The organism is Streptomyces sp. GESEQ-35, from assembly GCF_017948485.1.
In the GTDB taxonomy this organism is placed as follows: Bacteria; Actinomycetota; Actinomycetes; order Streptomycetales; family Streptomycetaceae; genus Streptomyces.
In genome coordinates, this window is record NZ_JAFFSX010000003.1 from 393,370 (window position 1) to 408,705 (window position 15,336).

A 15,336-nucleotide genomic window follows, 5' to 3' on the forward strand; every position below is an offset into this window, starting at 1 on the left:
ATGTGAGGCTTGTTCCGTGACTCCGTGGTGGCGGGTACTTCCGGGGCTGGTGGCGGGGGTGGTCCTGCTGCCGTGCGGGGATGTCTCGTACGGGAGCGTCCAGTCGTACGGGGCTGTCTCGTCGTACGACATCCAGGTCAGCGCCTCCGCCTCACCCTCCGAGGAGCCGTCCCGGGCCGGGAGCCGGGCCGGTGAGGGGCGGGAGCGGCCTGGGCGGCAGGGCGCGGCGGAGCCGGTGGAGGAGGCGACCCGGGCGACCCGGCGGCCTCAGCACCAGCCGACGTCCACCGCCCCGCCGCAGCCCGTGAAGCAGGCTGCGGCGGAGGCCGAGAGCCCCGCAGAACCCGTACTGCGGATCCTGCCGCTAGGCAGCGGCCTGGTCCTCATCGGACTCGGACTGGGGCTCGCATTGCTGGGGCTGCGTCTGCGAAGGCGCTGAGCACCAGCGCCCCAAAGGGGCGCGGGGAACTGCGCGACCAGCCACGACGGCCCCGCAGACGGCCGACGGCCGATCACGGCACCCCGCGGGGCGCCTAGGGGACCGGCCCTAGGCCACGACCAACAGCACCTTTCCGACATGGCCGCTCTCCTCGACCACCCGGTGGGCAGCCGCCGCATCGCTCATCGGGAGCTCCCGGTCCACAACGGGGCGGACATGACCGGCGTCAAGAAGCGGCCAGACATGTTCGCGGACGGCCGCGACAATCGCCGCCTTCTCGCCAAGGGGACGCGCGCGCAGCGAGGTCGCGCTGATCGCGGCGCGCTTGGTGAGGAGGGCGGCGATGTTCAACTCGGCCTTGATGCCACCCTGCATACCGATGATCGCGAGCCGACCGTTGACGGCAAGGGCCTGAACGTTGCGATCAAGATACTTCGCGCCCATGTTGTCGAGGATGACGTCCGCGCCCGCACCGTCGGTGGCCTGCCTGACCTCCTCGACGAAGTCCTGCTCGCGGTAGTTGATCAGAATGTCGGCGCCCAGCTCGGCGCAGCGCTCCAGCTTCTCCTTGGTGCCCGCGGTGACAGCGACCTTGGCACCGACGGCCTTGGCGAGCTGGATCGCCATGGTGCCGATGCCGCTGGAGCCGCCGTGCACGAGGAGGGTCTCGCCGGGACGGAGGTGAGCGATCATGAAGACGTTCGACCAGACCGTGGAGGTCACCTCGGGCAGTGCGGCGGCCTGCTTGAGGTCGAGGCCCTGGGGTACGGGGAGCAGCTGGCCGGCCGGGACGGCGACCTTCTCGGCGTAGCCGCCGCCGGCGAGCAGCGCGCACACCTCGTCGCCGACCGCCCAGCCGGAGACACCGGGGCCGAGCGCGGTGATCCGCCCGGAGCACTCGAGGCCGGGGTAGGGGGATGCGCCAGGCGGCGGGTTGTAGAAGCCCTGGCGTTGCAGGATGTCGGCGCGGTTGACGGCGCCGGCCACCACCTCGACCAGCACCTCGCCCTCGCCGGGGGCGGGATCGGGGACCTCGTTCCACACCAGCGCCTCGGGCCCACCAGGTTCGGGAATCGTGATCGCATGCATGGGCAGGACGCTACTCCCCTGCTCCTCGGGCTCCGGTCCTATGCCGCTAGGTCCTTGGGCGGGACCGTGAAGAAAAACCTGTGCACCACCGATGAGTTTGATGGACGGTAAAGGTCTCCCCATGCGTAACCCACGAACGCGGAAGGAAACCACCATGAGCCAGCAGACCTCAGGCCTGGCCATCGAGACCGCGGGCCTGGTGAAGACGTTCGGCGAGACCAGGGCCGTGGACGGCGTCGACCTCGCCGTCCCCGCCGGCACGGTCTACGGCGTCCTCGGTCCGAACGGCGCCGGAAAGACCACCGCAGTGAAGATGCTCGCCACACTCCTGCGCCCCGACGGCGGCCAGGCCCATGTCTTCGGGCACGATGTCGTGCGCGAAGCCGACGAGGTGCGCAGCCGGGTCAGCCTCACCGGCCAGTACGCGTCCGTGGACGAGGACCTCACCGGCACCGAGAACCTGGTCCTGCTCGGCCGCCTGCTCGGGCACCACAAGAAGGCCGCCCGGGACCGGGCCGCGCAGCTTCTGGAAGCCTTCGGGCTGACGGACGCGGCCGGAAAGCAGGTCAAGAACTACTCGGGCGGCATGCGGCGCCGTATCGACATCGCCGCATCCATCCTGAACACCCCCGAGCTGCTGTTCCTCGACGAGCCGACGACCGGGCTCGACCCACGCAGCCGCAACCAGGTCTGGGACATCGTGCGCGCGGTGGTCGCCCAGGGCACGACGGTGCTGCTGACCACGCAGTATCTGGACGAGGCCGACCAGTTGGCCTCCCGGATCGCCGTCATCGACAAGGGCAAGGTGATCGCGGAGGGCACCAAGGGCGAGCTGAAGGCGTCCGTCGGAGCCGGGTCCGTACATCTGCGCCTGCGTGATCCGGCGCAGCGGCCACAGGCCGAGCAGGTGCTGCGGCTGGCCCTGGACGCGGAGGTGAAACTGGAGCCCGATCCCGTGGCCCTGACCGCACGCGTGGGCGGCGGTGCGGCCAACGGACAGGGCGCGGCCGAGCAGGCGGCCCGGGCACTCTCCGAGCTGGCCCGCGGCGGCATCGTCGTCGACAACTTCTCGCTGGGCCAGCCCAGCCTGGACGAGGTCTTCCTCGCCCTCACCGGCCATGGCACAGGCGCCACCGACGATGCAAAGACGAGCGACGACGTGAAGGACGGGGCAGCAGCATGAGCACCGCGACCACCACCACCGAAGCCAAGGAACTCGCCCCCGTCAGCGCCGAGTCGCTCGCCGAGCTGCTCATCGCCGGCGAACGACCGCCGCGACCCAGCGCCCTGTCGGCCTCCCTCACCTTCGGCTGGCGGGCGATCCTCAAGATCAAGCACGTTCCGGAGCAGCTCTTCGACGTCACCGCGTTCCCGATCATGATGGTGCTGATGTACACGTACCTGTTCGGGGGCGCCCTGGCCGGTTCCCCGAAGGAGTACATCCAGTTCCTGCTGCCCGGCATCCTGGTGATGTCGGTCGTGATGATCACGATGTACACGGGCGTCTCGGTCAACACGGACATCGAGAAGGGTGTCTTCGACCGCTTCCGTACGCTGCCGATCTGGCGGCCGTCGGTGATGGTCGGCTATCTGCTCGGCGACGCCCTGCGCTACACCATCGCGTCCATCGTGATGCTCACCGTCGGCATCATCCTCGGCTACCGGCCGGACAGCGTCGGCGGAGTGCTCGCCGGGATCGCGCTGCTGGTCGCCTTCTCGTTCGCGTTCTCGTGGATCTGGACCATGTTCGGGCTGATGCTGCGCTCCGAGAAGTCGGTGATGGGCGTCAGCATGATGGTGATCTTCCCGCTGACCTTCCTGTCCAACGTCTTCGTCGACCCGAGCACCATGCCGGGCTGGCTCCAGGCCTTCGTCAACAACAGCCCGATCACCCATGTGTCCTCGGCGGTCCGCGGACTGATGGCGGGCGACTGGCCGGCCGACGAGATCGCCTGGTCGCTGGGCTGGGCGGGCCTGTTCGTGCTGGTCTTCGGGCCGATCACGATGCGGCTGTACAACCGCAAGTAGTTCAGTCCTGTAGTTCAGTCCTGAGGCAAGGGGCGGACGTCGGGTGCGATCTGCGTGCCCGGCGTCACCCGCACGATGGTGATCAGCCGGTCCGTCAGCTCCAGCGTCCCGATGGCCGGATCGTCGTATCCGAGCACCCGATGCCCTCGTACGACACTCACCACCAGGTCGTCCGTCTGCCGTGGGCCCTTGCCCACCTCGGCCTTTATGACCGGCCGTTCGACGATGTCGAGCCCGCTGCCCTGCTGGATGAGGTCCTCCATGACCATGCCGGCGGCGGGGCTGAGCACGGAGAGGCCGAGTAGCCGACCGGCCGCGCTGGCGCTGGTGATGACCGCATCGGCGCCGGACTGCTTCAGCAACGGCGCGTTCTCCTCCTCCCGCACCGCGGCCACGATCTTGGCGGCGCGATTGAGCTGCCGGGCCGTCAGTGTGACGAGGACGGCCGTGTCATCACGCTGGGTCGCGATGATGACCTTCCGCGCCTTGTGCACCTCGGCCCGCTTCAGCACGTCGCTGCGTGTCGCATCGCCGACAATTCCCGCATACCCATGGGCTGTCGCGGCGTCGATCGCCTTGGAGCTGGGGTCGACCACGACGACCTGTTCCGCCTTGAGCCCCGACGCACACACGGTCTGGATCGCCGAGCGCCCCTTCGTCCCGAAACCGACGACAACGGTGTGATCGCGCAAGGCGGACCTCCAGCGGGTCAAGCGCCATTCGTCCCGGGTCCGTTCGGTGAGAACCTCGAGCGTGGTGCCGACCAGGATGATCAGAAACATGACGCGCAATGGCGTGATGACGAAGATATTGGTGAGCCGGGCGGCATCGCTGACCGGGGTGATGTCGCCGTATCCGGTGGTGGATAGGGTGACGGTCGCGTAGTACCAGGCGTCGAGGAAGTCGACGGAGCCGTCGGAGTTGTCGTTGTAGCCGTCGTGGTCGGCGTAGACGATGAGCGCGGTCACCACGAGGACCAGCAGGGCGATCGACAGCCGTTTTGCGACCTGCCGGAAGGGGTGCTCGACCACCTTCCGCGGGAGTTTCACCCGATGGGTTGTGAGATGTTCACCCGCCTCGCGGGCGATCACATCATGGCCCGGTTGTTTCACGTGAAACACACCTCGATACCGGCGAACGCCCACGGCAGATCAAGGAGTTCGACCTCCTGACCCGGCCGGGCACCGCCCGGTGGTACGACGGCCAGCGCGTCGGCCGCCGCGATGCCCCGCAGCATGGCCGGACCGTTGTAGTGCAGCGGCACGGCACTGTCGACGCGCAGCGATACCGGGACGAGCCGGGTGTCGTACGGATGCCCGTGCGCCGCGTCCTGGAGCGGCAGCGCGAGCGGCTCGGGGGCCGGACGGGCGGCGAGGGTACGCAGCAGCGGTTCGGCGAGAGTGAGCAGGCCGGAGACGGCGGCGAGGGGGTTGCCGGGCAGGCCGACGAGGTGCTGGTTCTCCTTGGTGCGGGCCAGCAGCATGGGGTGGCCGGGGCGCACCTTGACGCCGTTGACCAGCAGCTCCGCGCCGATGCGATCCAGGGTGGGATGGACGTGGTCGACGGGCCCGGAAGCGGTGCCGCCCGTGGTGACGATGAGGTCGACGTCGGAGGTGGTGAGCGCCTTGCGCAGGGCCTTGGCGTCATCGCCGAGCCGGCGCACCCCGATGACCTCGGCGCCCAGCGCCCTTAGCCAGGACGGCAGCATCGGGCCGAGCGCGTCCCGGATCAGTCCGTCGTGCGGCAGCCCTTCGGTGAGCAACTCGTCGCCGAGGACGAGGATTTCGACGCGTGGGCGGGGGACTGCGGTGACGGTGTCGTATCCGGCGGCCGCGGCGAGTCCGATCACCGCCGGGGTCACCAGAGTGCCGACGGGGAGGAGTTGGTCGCCGCTACGGCATTCCTGGCCGCGTGGGCGGATGTCCTGGCCGTGGCCCACCTCGCGGGTGGCGTGCAGGCGGCCCTGGGCGTCGCTGCGGCCGTGCTCGCTGCGGATGACGGCGGTGGTGTCGAGGGGGATCCGGGCGCCGGTGGCGATACGGACGGCCTCGCCGTCGGTGAGCGTTTCGGGCTCGGCGTGCCCGGCCAGCACACCCTCGTCCCGTACGTCCCAGGGTCCCGGTCCGGCGACCGCCCAGCCGTCCATCGCGGAGGTGTCGAAGGAGGGCAGGTCGGTGAGGGCGGTGAGGGGAGCGGCCAGGGTGAGGCCGAGTGCGGCGTCGAGTGTGGCGGAGACGGGGGCCCGGCGGGCACCCGAGCGGCCCGCGCGTTCGGCGATCGTCCGGGCCTCGGGCCAGGGGGTGGCCTGGTGGCGGGGGTGTGCCGGGGGTTCGGGGGCGCTGTGCGGGGCGGGCACGGCGTTGTCCTCCCCGCCGCTGTCCTGCTTCACGAGGGCCAGCACCTCCTCGACGTCGAAGTCCTCGGCGTCGTCGCCGGCCCGGACGGCGCGGGCGGTCATCCGGCGTCCGGGGCGCTGTCGGGCTTGGCGGCGCCCTTCTCGGCGTCCGTCTCGGCCTCTTCGGCCCAGCGCAGCGCCAGCGCGGCGGCCTTTCGGGCGGCCTCCGCGACGGCTTCGGGGCCGCCCCCGGCCTGTGCGGCCGCGTAGCCGACGAGGAAGGTGGTCAGCGGAGCCGCGGGCCTGGCCACTCCGTGGGCGGCGTCGCGCGCGAGGTCGAGCAGGACACCGGTGTCGACGTCGAGATCGAGGCCCAGCTCGTCCTTGGCTGCGGAAATCCATTCATCCAACACGTGACCATGCTCCCTGATACGTGCCCTGGCAGTGGCGATGTCGTCCCAGGTGTCGCAGTCGAAGGACGCGACGGGGTCGGGGACGCGGGTGAGGCCCAGCCCGGCGGTCAGCCGGCGCAGGGGGAGGCCGGTGAGGCCGCCGTGCTCCTGAGTGAGCACGGCCAGCTCCCGGCGCAGCGCCTGCGCGCGGTACGCGGCCACCAGCGGCTGGTCGCGGCCGTCGGGGTCGGTCAGGACCGCGCCGTCGGCGGTGCCGTCCCACACCGTTGTCAGCAGCCGCCCGACCGTCCGCTCGCCGAGGAACGGCAGGTCGGCGGAGAGTACGACGACGTACGGGGCCGTGGTGTGCCGGAGCCCGGCGTCGAGCGCGGCAACGGGTCCGCCGCCGGGCGGTTCCTCGTGGGCCCAGGTCACGGGCCGCGCGGTGAGCCTGGGATCGGCGACGACGACGGTGGTCCGCGCCCCGGCGCAGGCGGTCAGCACCCGGTCGAGCAGCGCCCGCCCGCCGACCCGCACGCCGGGTTTGTCCACACCGCCGAGCCGGCGGGCGGCGCCGCCGGCGAGAACGACGGCGTCGTACACGGCGCCGGGATCGCTGGAAGGCTCGTACGCGGTCACTCCCCGAGTATGCGTGCCGTCATGATCGGAGGGAACGTCCGCGTGCCGTTGGCACATGGTGCGCAGCGGCGCCGGGCCGGTGTCACAGGGTGCGCAGCAGCACCGCCGGCTGTTCCACGCAGTCCGCCACATACCGCAGGAAGCCGCCGGCCGTGCCGCCGTCGCACACCCGGTGGTCGAAGGTGAGCGAGAGCTGGACGACCTGCCGCACGGCCAGCTCGCCCTGGTGGACCCAGGGCTTGGGGACGATACGGCCGACGCCGAGCATGGCCGCCTCTGGGTGGTTGATGATCGGCGTGGAGCCGTCGACGCCGAACACTCCGTAGTTGTTCAACGTGAAGGTGCCACCCGTGAGTTCCGCTGGGGTCAGCTTCCCCGTCCGGGCCACCTCGGTCAGCCGGGCGAACTCCGCCGTCAGCGACTCGGCGTTCCGCGCGTGCGCGTCCCGTACGACGGGCACGACGAGCCCGCGCTCGGTCTGCGCGGCGAAGCCGAGGTGGACGTGGTCGAGCTGGACGACCTCCCTGGCCTTGAGGTCGACGGTGGAGTTGAGCTCCGGGAACCGGGCGAGGGCGGCGGTGCAGATGCGTGCCAGCAGGGCGAGGAGGGAGATCTTCGTCCCCCCGGTGCTGGAGGCCTGGGGGTGTCCCCCGGAAAAGCGCTGCATCGCCTCGCGCGCCCGCATCAGCTCCGTCGCGTCGGCGTCCACCCAGCAGGTCGCGTCCGGTATCTCACGCCGGCTCCGGGACAGCTTGTCGGCGACGGCGCCCCGGACGCCCTTCAGGGGGATACGGGTGCCGCCGGGTGCGGAAGCGGCCGGGGACCCGGAGGGTGCGTGCGCCACACGGGCGACCAGGGACTCGGCGGGTGTGGGAGCGAGCGGGGTGACCGGGGCGAGCGGGGACTCGGCGGCTGGGGCGGGCGGCACGGCTGTGGATTGCGGCAGTCGGGCGTGCGACGTGGCGGCTGCCCGCAGCGCGTACTCCACGTCGGCCCGCAGGATCAGACCGTCCGGTCCGGAGCCCGTCAACTCCCGTAGATCCAGCCCGTTCTCCCGGGCGAGCCGCCGCACCAGGGGCGAGATCACGGGGACGGGGCCGTCGGCACGGTGTCCGTTGCCGGACACGGGCCCGGCGTCATTCGCTTCGGGCGTCACCGGTGCCGCAGCCGTACGAGCCGTCGGCTGCACCCTCCGGCGCCGGGCCGGGGCGGCTCCGGTGCCGTACCCCACGAGCACGTTGCCGGAGCCCTCCTGGGCGCGCTCACCAGAGCCCTCGCGCGCGTCCTCGCCGGAGCCCACGCCAGAGCCCTCTGCCGGACCGCCGGAGACCGCCGCTCCCACCGCCACCGTCAACAGCGGTGCCCCCACGGGCAGTTCCGCGCCCTCGTCGCCGAAGCGGGCCGTGACCACGCCGCCGTACGGACAGGGCACCTCGACCATCGCCTTGGCCGTCTCGACCTCGACGACCGGCTGGTCAATGGCGACGACGTCGCCGACCTCGACAAGCCAACGCACGATCTCCGCCTCGGTGAGTCCCTCTCCGAGGTCGGGGAGCTTGAACTCCAACACCTGTGCCATCAGCTCTCGGCCTCCCATTGCAGACGCCCCACAGCGTCCAGGATCCGGTCCACGCCGGGCAGGTGATGCCGCTCCAGCATCGGCGGCGGGTAGGGGATGTCGAACCCGGCCACGCGCAGCACCGGTGCCTCCAGGTAGTGGAAGCAGCGCTCCGTGACACGGGCCGCGATCTCCCCGCCCGGGCCGCCGAACCCGCCCGACTCGTGTACGACGACCGCGCGCCCGGTCCGCCGTACCGAAGCGGAGACCGTCTCGTCGTCGAACGGCACCAGGGAGCGCAGGTCGACCACTTCGAGGTCCCAGCCCTCGGCCCGCGCCGCCTCGGCGGCTTCGATGCAGACGGGTACGGACGGCCCGTACGTGATGAGCGTGGCGCTCCGGCCCGAGCGCCGCACCACCGCGCGGCCTATCGGTTCAACGGCCGTCGGCTCCTCGGGGTTCCAGGAATCCTTCGACCAGTACAGACGCTTGGGTTCGAGGAAGACGACCGGGTCGTCGGAGGCGATCGCGGCGCGCAGCAGGCCGTAGGCGTCGGCGACGGTGGCGGGCGTGACGACATGGAGCCCCGGAGTCGCCATGTAGTACGCCTCGGAGGAGTCGCTGTGGTGCTCGACGCCGCCGATGCCGCCACCGTAGGGGACACGGATGGTGATCGGCAGCGGCATCATCCCGCGCGTGCGGTTGCGCATCTTCGACACATGGCTGATGAGCTGCTCGAACGCGGGGTAGGCGAAGGCGTCGAACTGCATCTCCACGACCGGCCTGAGGCCGTACATCGCCATGCCGACCGCCGTGCCGAGGATGCCCGCCTCCGCCAGGGGTGTGTCCGTGCACCGGTCCTCGCCGAACTCCTTGGCGAGTCCGTCGGTGACCCGGAAGACACCGCCGAGGGCGCCGACGTCCTCGCCCATGACGTGCACGGCGGGGTCGGCGGCCAGGGCGTCGCGCAGCGCGCGCGTGAGGGCCTGCGCCATGGTGGCCGGTTTGAGGGCGACGGTGGTCATCAGTGCGCCCCTTCCCGCTCTGCCTCCAGCTCCGCCGCCACCTGGGCCCGCTGCTCGCGCAGTTGGGGGGTGGGCTCGGCGTACACGTGGGCGAACAGGTCCATGGGGTCGAGCACCGGGTCCTGGTTCATGTGCTCACGCAGGTCGGCGGCGAGCCGCTCGGCGTCCTCGCGCGCGTGCCGGATGCCGTCGTCGTCGATCAGGCCCCGTTTGGTCAACTCCCGCTCCAGGAGGGCGATCGGGTCGTGGGCCCGCCAGGTCTCGACCTCGGCGTCGGCCCGGTAGCGCTTGTCGTCGTCGGCGTTCGTGTGGGCCTCGATGCGGTACGTCACGGCCTCGACCAGCGTGGGGCCGCCGCCCGCCCGCGCGTGCCGTATGGCGTCGCCGAGGACCTCGTGCACGGCGGCCGCGTCATTGCCGTCGACCAGGCGGCCGGGCATGCCGTAGCCGACGGCCTTGTGGGCCAGCGACGGGGCCGCGGTCTGCTTGGCGAGCGGGACGGAGATCGCGAAGCCGTTGTTCTGGACCAGGAAGACGACCGGGGCCTGCCATACGGCGGCGAAGTTCAGCGCCTCGTGGAAGTCGCCCTCGCTGGTGCCGCCGTCGCCAACCAGGGCGAGCGCGACCACGTCGTCGCCCTTGAGGCGGGCGGCGTGCGCAAGGCCCACGGCGTGCGGAAGCTGGGTGGCGAGCGGGGTGCACAGGGGGGCGACGCGGTGCTCGTGCGGGTCGTATCCGGTGTGCCAGTCGCCGCGCAGGAGGGTAAGAGCCTGGACGGGGTCCACGCCGCGGGCGACGGCGGCCAGCGTGTCGCGGTAGCTCGGGAAGAGCCAGTCGCGCTCCTCCAGGGCCAGGGCGGCGGCCACCTCGCAGGCCTCCTGGCCGGTGCTGGAGGGGTAGACGGCGAGGCGGCCCTGCTTGGTGAGGGCGGTGGCCTGCGCGTTGTACCGGCGGCCGCGCACCAGATGGGCGTAGAGCCGGCGCAGCAGTGCGGGGTCGGCCTTCGCGGCGGCGTCCGTGCCGAGCACACGGTACGGCTCCGCGTCGGGCAACAGCGGCGCGGGGTCCATACGGGGCTGCCAGGCGGGCGGCGGCGTTGGCCGATATGCGCCCTGCTGCTCCATGACCGTCATGACGGCACCTCCTCGTGGGAGTGGCTTGGAGAGGCGCGTCGGCTGTGATGCGCCTCACCTACCGATTGTTCGGTCGACGGCACATTTTGGCTACAGGCACCTTCAGGCTGTGGACAAACGGTTCTCCACAGCCTGAAATGAACGCAGTACGTCCATGGTAGAGAGGCGGGGGGACATGGCACCTGAACAAATGGCCGAGGGTCCCGAGAGCACCGGCGCCCTGCCGCCGCCGCGGCCCCTGGACGCCATTGATCAGGACATCCTTCAGATTCTCCAGGCCGACGGCCGTGCCTCGATACGGTCGGTCGCCGAACGGGTCCATGTCTCGCGCGCCAACGCCTACGCGCGGATCAACCGCCTCATCGAGGACGGCGTCATCCGCGGCTTCGGGGCCCGCGTCGACCACCAGCGCGCGGGCCAGGGCACCTCGGCGTACATCACCCTGAAGATCGTCCAGAACACCTGGCGCACGGTGCGCGAGCAGCTGAGGCAGCTCCCCGGGGCTGCCCACATCGCCCTGGTGGGCGGCGACTTCGACGTCCTGCTCCTGGTGCACACGCCCGACAACAGGGCGCTGCGCGAGCTGGTGCTGACCCGGCTCCAGGCGATCCCCGAGGTGCTCAGCACCCGCACGCTGCTGGTGTTCGAGGAGGAGGACCTGGAGCCGCAGGGCTGACCCCCGGGGCCCGGCCTGGAGGCGCAAGGCCGATCCAGGGCACGCCTAGGAGGCCTTGCGCAGTCCCCCGAACACCAGCTGCGCCACCGCGTCGGCCACTTCGCGCTCGTTCATGCCGCGCCCGTCCGGCCGGTACCACTCGACGATCGAGTTGATCATCCCGAAGACCAGCCGGGTCGCGAGGCGCACCTCCACGTCACCGCGCACGTCCCCGTCGTCGGCGGCGGCCTTCAGCAGCTCGGCGACCCGGTGATCGAAGTCCCGGCGCTGGTCCAGGGCCCACCGCTCGGTGTCCGTGTTGCCCCGCACACGCAGCAGCAGCGTCACATACGGCAGTTCGCCGATCAGCACCTCGACCATGCGCCGGACCACGTACTGAAGGCGCTCGGCGGCACGCCCCACGCGCGCGTGCTCCTCGTCGAGGATCCCGAAGAGCCCGTCCAGCGCCCGGCTCACGGCACGGCGCAGCAGCTCCTCCTTGCCGGCCACGTGGTGGTATATCGACGACTTGGAGATACCGGCCGCCCTGGACAGGTGCTCCATGGAGGTGCCGTCGTAGCCACGCTCGTTGAAGACCTGCACGGCGACGGAGAGCAGGGTCTCCGGGGTGTACGTGTCCCGCTTGGCGGTGGTCATGACGTGCTGCCCTCCCGCTTGTCGGAGGCGTACGCGTGACGGTAGAGCGCGAGCGAGGGCGCGTAACGCCCCGAGGGTTCGCGCAGGTGCAGATCGTCGAGGAGGGCGTACGCCCAGTTGCGGCCCAGCTTGCGGCTCCATTCGAAGGGGCCGAGCGGGTAGTTGACGCCCAGCCGCATCGCGGTGTCGATGTCCTCCTCGGTGGCCACACCCTTGGCGACGGCGTCGTGTGCCAGGTCGACGATCCGCGCGACCGTGCGGGCGACGATCATGCCGGGCACGTCTCCGATGACGCTGACGTCCTTGCCGAGCGCCTGGAAGAGACCGATCGCCTCGGTGAGGGTCTGCGAGGTGGTGTCCTGGGAGGCGGACAGGGCGATACGGGTGGCCCTGCGGTAGTCGAGCGCGAGGTCGAAGTAGACGACGTCCCGGAACTCCACGGAGGTCTGGCCGTCCGCGAGCGCCAGTTGCCCGCCACTCGGCAGCACCAGCCGGGTGCCGTGGTCCTCTTCCTCCTCGCGGACGGGGATGCCCGCCTCGCGTACCAGCGCGAGGAGTTCGGCGGCGGGGCCCAGGTCGCCCTCGACGACGACGTACGCGGGCTGCTGGGCCCGTTCCGCGGTGTGCGGCTCCGAGGGCTCGGCGCCCTCCCGGTAGTCGTACCAGCCCTGTCCGGTCTTGCGGCCGAACCGGCCCGACTCGACCAGCCGCCGCTGCGCGAGCGACGGCGTGAAGCGCACGTCCTGGAAGAAGGACTGCCACACGGAGTGCGTGACCGACTCGTTGACGTCCTGGCCGATGAGGTCGGTCAGCTCGAAGGCGCCCATCCGGAAACCGCCGGACTCGCGCAGGATCGCGTCGATGGTGGCGGGGTCGGCGCCCTGGGCCTCGTAGACCGCGAAGGCTTCGGCGTAGAAGGGCCGCGCGATGCGGTTGACGATGAAGCCGGGGGTGTCGGCGCAGGCGACCGGTGTCTTGCCCCAGGCGCGTGCCGTCTCGTACGCGCGCGTGGCCATCGTGACGTCGGTGGCGTGCCCGGAGACGACCTCGACCAGCGGCAGCAGCGGTGCGGGGTTGAAGAAGTGCAGGCCGACGAAGCGGCCGGGGTCGCCGAGCGCGGCGCCGATGGCCGTCACCGACAGGGACGAGGTGTTGGTGACGAGCAGACAGTCCGCGCCGACGATGCCCTCCAGTTCGCGCAGCAGTTCCTGCTTGACGTCGAGCCGCTCCAGGACGGCCTCGGCGACCAGGGCACAGTCCGCGAGGTCGGCGAGGTTCTCGGCGGGCAGGAGACGCGCGCGTGCCGCGTCCCGGTCGGCGGCGGTGAGCCGGTCCTTCTCGACGAGCCGGTCGAGGCGGGCGCCGATTGCGGCGGCCGCCTCCTGGGCGCGTCCGGGGACGGTGTCGTACAGCCGCACGGGATGGCCGGCGACCAACGCGACCTGGGCGATGCCCTGGCCCATGGTGCCGGTGCCGACGACGGCCACGGGGCTGCTTAGGTCGAGTGCTGTCATGTGCGCGATCCTCCCGCACGGGGTTTTCCACAGATGCGGCGGACCCCCTTGTCCCGACCGATCGTTCGGTTACTCTAACTCTGTCTGGCTGTTTCTGCCCATGTCTCTGCCCAGGTCATGAGCTCAAAGACGAGTTCTTGAGACGAGGAGTTGGTCCTGCATGGCCGCCGCACTCACCACGCACCAGCTGATCGCCACCCACCGGCCCACCCTCGATCAGGCGCTGGAAGCGATCCGCACACGCGCGTACTGGTCTCCGCACCCCGAGCATCCCAAGGCCTACGGCGAGCAGGGCAGCCTGGACGCGGCGGCGGGCAAGGCCGCCTTCGACGCCCTCCTGGGCACCCGCCTCGACCTCGGCCAGCCCGGCACGGACGACTTCACGGGCGGCGAAGTCTCGCCGTACGGCATCGAGCTGGGCGTCACCTACCCGCACGCGGACCTGGACGTCCTGCTGCCCGCGATGAAGGCCGGACAGCGCGCATGGCGCGACGCCGGCGCGGAGATCCGGGCCGTGGTCTGTCTCGAAATCCTCAAGCGCATCAGCGACCGGACGCACGAGTTCGCGCACGCGGTCATGCACACCTCCGGCCAGGCCTTCATGATGGCGTTCCAGGCGGGCGGCCCGCACGCGCAGGACCGCGGCCTGGAGGCGGTGACGTACGCGTATGTGGAGCAGGTCCGCACCCCCGACACCGCGGAGTGGACCAAGCCCCAGGGCAAGCGCGACCCGCTCGCGCTCACCAAGCAGTTCACGTCGGTCCCGCGTGGGATCGCCCTCATGATCGGCTGCAACACCTTCCCGACGTGGAACGGCTATCCGGGCCTGTTCGCCTCCCTGGCCACCGGGAACGCGGTCCTGGTCAAGCCCCACCCGCGCGCGGTGCTGCCCCTCGCGCTCACCGTGCAGGTCGCGCGCCAGGTGCTGGCCGAGGCCGGCTTCGACCCGAACCTGGTGGCGCTGGCCGCCGAGCGCCCGGGCGAGGGCATCGCCAAGACCCTGGCCGTGCGCCCCGAGATCCGGATCATCGACTACACCGGTTCGACCGCCTTCGGTGACTGGCTGGAGGCCAACGCCCGCCAGGCGCAGGTCTACACGGAGAAGGCGGGCGTCAACACGGTGCTCGTGGAGTCGACCGGCAACTACAAGGGGATGCTGTCCAACCTGGCGTTCTCGCTGTCCCTGTACAGCGGCCAGATGTGCACCACCCCGCAGAACCTGCTCATCCCGCGCGACGGTATCCGTACCGAGGAGGGCCCCCGGACCTTCGACGAGGTCGTCGCCGACCTCGCCCGCTCGGTCGACGGCCTGCTCGGCGACGACGCGCGCGCGAACGGTTTGCTGGGCGCGATCGTCAATCCGGACGTGAAGGCTCGTCTGGAGGCCGCGGCCGGGCTGGGCGAAGTCGCCCTCGCCTCACGGGAGATCGCCAACCCGGAGTTCCCTGGCGCGGTGGTCCGTACCCCGGTGATCGTCAAGTTGGACGGGGCCAAGCCGGATGACGAGGCCGCCTACATGAGCGAGTGCTTCGGGCCCGTCTCCTTCGCCGTCGCCGTCGACTCCGCGTCCGACGCGGTGGAGCTGCTGCGGCGGACGATCCGCGAGAAGGGTGCGATGACGGTCGGTGCGTACACCATCGACGAGGAAGTGGAGGAGGCTGTCGTCGAGGTCTGCCTTGAGGAGTCGGCCCAGTTGTCGTTGAACCTCACGGGTGGGGTGTACGTCAACCAGACGGCTGCGTTCTCGGACTTCCACGGGTCGGGCGGCAACCCGGCGGCCAACTCTGCGCTGTGCGATGGGGCGTTCGTCGCCAACCGGTTCCGGGTTGTCGAGGTGCGTCGGGAGGCCTAAGAGCTCGGGGCCTGGTGAAG

At 71.0% G+C, this 15,336-nt stretch carries 14 protein-coding genes; 5 read left to right on the forward strand and 9 right to left on the reverse strand.

The window, feature by feature from the left end; genetic code table 11:
• The first annotated feature begins 16 nt into the window (after window positions 1-16).
• Window positions 17-439 (forward strand): hypothetical protein, encoded by a 423-nt coding sequence (locus KCH87_RS08790; RefSeq protein WP_210585490.1) that lies wholly within the window; start codon window positions 17-19, stop codon window positions 437-439.
• Between the two features lie 108 nt (window positions 440-547).
• Here the strand turns inward: KCH87_RS08790 and KCH87_RS08795 are convergent, their stop codons facing one another.
• Window positions 548-1,528 (reverse strand): NAD(P)H-quinone oxidoreductase, encoded by a 981-nt coding sequence (locus KCH87_RS08795; RefSeq protein ID WP_210585353.1) that lies wholly within the window; start codon window positions 1,526-1,528, stop codon window positions 548-550.
• Between the two features lie 154 nt (window positions 1,529-1,682).
• Between KCH87_RS08795 and KCH87_RS08800 the strand changes: the two genes are divergently transcribed.
• Window positions 1,683-2,711, forward strand: a complete 1,029-nt coding sequence (locus KCH87_RS08800) for an ATP-binding cassette domain-containing protein (protein WP_210585354.1) — start codon at window positions 1,683-1,685, stop codon at window positions 2,709-2,711.
• Entirely contained in the window at window positions 2,708-3,556 is an 849-nt protein-coding gene (locus KCH87_RS08805) for an ABC transporter permease (protein WP_210585355.1), read from the forward strand. Before KCH87_RS08800 ends, KCH87_RS08805 begins: the two co-directional genes overlap by 4 nt.
• A gap of 14 nt (window positions 3,557-3,570) precedes the next feature.
• On the opposite strand, the gene KCH87_RS08810 is transcribed toward KCH87_RS08805, so the two are convergent.
• The 6 genes from KCH87_RS08810 to pdhA form a co-directional block, all read right to left on the reverse strand.
• On the reverse strand, window positions 3,571-4,677 hold the full coding sequence (locus KCH87_RS08810; protein ID WP_308298784.1) for a potassium channel family protein: 1,107 nt from the start codon (window positions 4,675-4,677) through the stop codon (window positions 3,571-3,573).
• Complete coding sequence (locus tag KCH87_RS08815) at window positions 4,665-6,014, reverse strand: molybdopterin molybdotransferase MoeA (protein ID WP_210585357.1); 1,350 nt, start codon at window positions 6,012-6,014, stop codon at window positions 4,665-4,667. Before KCH87_RS08815 ends, KCH87_RS08810 begins: the two co-directional genes overlap by 13 nt.
• Window positions 6,011-6,922, reverse strand: coding sequence for an NTP transferase domain-containing protein (locus KCH87_RS08820; protein ID WP_308298785.1), 912 nt, complete (start codon window positions 6,920-6,922; stop codon window positions 6,011-6,013). The genes KCH87_RS08815 and KCH87_RS08820 overlap by 4 nt, the downstream gene beginning before the upstream one ends.
• An 82-nt stretch (window positions 6,923-7,004) precedes the next feature.
• Window positions 7,005-8,501 carry a dihydrolipoamide acetyltransferase family protein gene (locus tag KCH87_RS08825; RefSeq protein ID WP_210585359.1) on the reverse strand — a complete coding sequence of 499 codons (1,497 nt, stop codon included), beginning with the start codon at window positions 8,499-8,501 and terminating at the stop codon, window positions 7,005-7,007.
• Window positions 8,501-9,505 (reverse strand): alpha-ketoacid dehydrogenase subunit beta, encoded by a 1,005-nt coding sequence (locus KCH87_RS08830; RefSeq protein ID WP_210585361.1) that lies wholly within the window; start codon window positions 9,503-9,505, stop codon window positions 8,501-8,503. The genes KCH87_RS08825 and KCH87_RS08830 overlap by 1 nt, the downstream gene beginning before the upstream one ends.
• Window positions 9,505-10,638 (reverse strand): pyruvate dehydrogenase (acetyl-transferring) E1 component subunit alpha, encoded by a 1,134-nt coding sequence (pdhA, locus tag KCH87_RS08835; protein ID WP_210585363.1) that lies wholly within the window; start codon window positions 10,636-10,638, stop codon window positions 9,505-9,507. The genes KCH87_RS08830 and pdhA overlap by 1 nt, the downstream gene beginning before the upstream one ends.
• Before the next feature lie 175 nt (window positions 10,639-10,813).
• Here pdhA and KCH87_RS08840 point away from each other — a divergent pair, with 175 nt between their 5' ends.
• Window positions 10,814-11,314, forward strand: a complete 501-nt coding sequence (locus tag KCH87_RS08840; protein WP_374198980.1) for an Lrp/AsnC family transcriptional regulator — start codon at window positions 10,814-10,816, stop codon at window positions 11,312-11,314.
• A gap of 45 nt (window positions 11,315-11,359) precedes the next feature.
• On the opposite strand, the gene KCH87_RS08845 is transcribed toward KCH87_RS08840, so the two are convergent.
• Together KCH87_RS08845 and KCH87_RS08850 are read right to left on the reverse strand one after the other, a co-directional pair.
• Window positions 11,360-11,950, reverse strand: a complete 591-nt coding sequence (locus KCH87_RS08845) for a TetR/AcrR family transcriptional regulator (RefSeq protein WP_210585365.1) — start codon at window positions 11,948-11,950, stop codon at window positions 11,360-11,362.
• Window positions 11,947-13,464 carry a 3-hydroxyacyl-CoA dehydrogenase gene (locus KCH87_RS08850; RefSeq protein ID WP_210585366.1) on the reverse strand — a complete coding sequence of 506 codons (1,518 nt, stop codon included), beginning with the start codon at window positions 13,462-13,464 and terminating at the stop codon, window positions 11,947-11,949. Before KCH87_RS08850 ends, KCH87_RS08845 begins: the two co-directional genes overlap by 4 nt.
• 160 nt (window positions 13,465-13,624) lie before the next feature.
• On the opposite strand from KCH87_RS08850, the gene paaN reads away from it, so the two are divergent.
• The gene (gene paaN, locus KCH87_RS08855; RefSeq protein ID WP_210585367.1) at window positions 13,625-15,316 is read left to right on the forward strand and encodes a phenylacetic acid degradation protein PaaN; all 1,692 of its coding nucleotides are present in this window, start codon (window positions 13,625-13,627) and stop codon (window positions 15,314-15,316) included.
• Window positions 15,317-15,336: the final 20 nt, after the last annotated feature.

Coding starts and splice junctions, on each gene's coding strand:
- KCH87_RS08795 (WP_210585353.1), bottom strand. CDS start 1,528: ATGCATGCGATCACGATTCCCGAACCTGGTGGGCCCGAGGCGCTGGTG.
- KCH87_RS08845 (WP_210585365.1), bottom strand. CDS start 11,950: ATGACCACCGCCAAGCGGGACACGTACACCCCGGAGACCCTGCTCTCC.
- KCH87_RS08850 (WP_210585366.1), bottom strand. CDS start 13,464: ATGACAGCACTCGACCTAAGCAGCCCCGTGGCCGTCGTCGGCACCGGC.
- KCH87_RS08825 (WP_210585359.1), bottom strand. CDS start 8,501: ATGGCACAGGTGTTGGAGTTCAAGCTCCCCGACCTCGGAGAGGGACTC.
- KCH87_RS08830 (WP_210585361.1), bottom strand. CDS start 9,505: ATGACCACCGTCGCCCTCAAACCGGCCACCATGGCGCAGGCCCTCACG.
- KCH87_RS08815 (WP_210585357.1), bottom strand. CDS start 6,014: ATGACCGCCCGCGCCGTCCGGGCCGGCGACGACGCCGAGGACTTCGAC.
- paaN (WP_210585367.1), top strand. CDS start 13,625: ATGGCCGCCGCACTCACCACGCACCAGCTGATCGCCACCCACCGGCCC.
- pdhA (WP_210585363.1), bottom strand. CDS start 10,638: ATGACGGTCATGGAGCAGCAGGGCGCATATCGGCCAACGCCGCCGCCC.
- KCH87_RS08840 (WP_374198980.1), top strand. CDS start 10,814: ATGGCACCTGAACAAATGGCCGAGGGTCCCGAGAGCACCGGCGCCCTG.
- KCH87_RS08800 (WP_210585354.1), top strand. CDS start 1,683: ATGAGCCAGCAGACCTCAGGCCTGGCCATCGAGACCGCGGGCCTGGTG.
- KCH87_RS08805 (WP_210585355.1), top strand. CDS start 2,708: ATGAGCACCGCGACCACCACCACCGAAGCCAAGGAACTCGCCCCCGTC.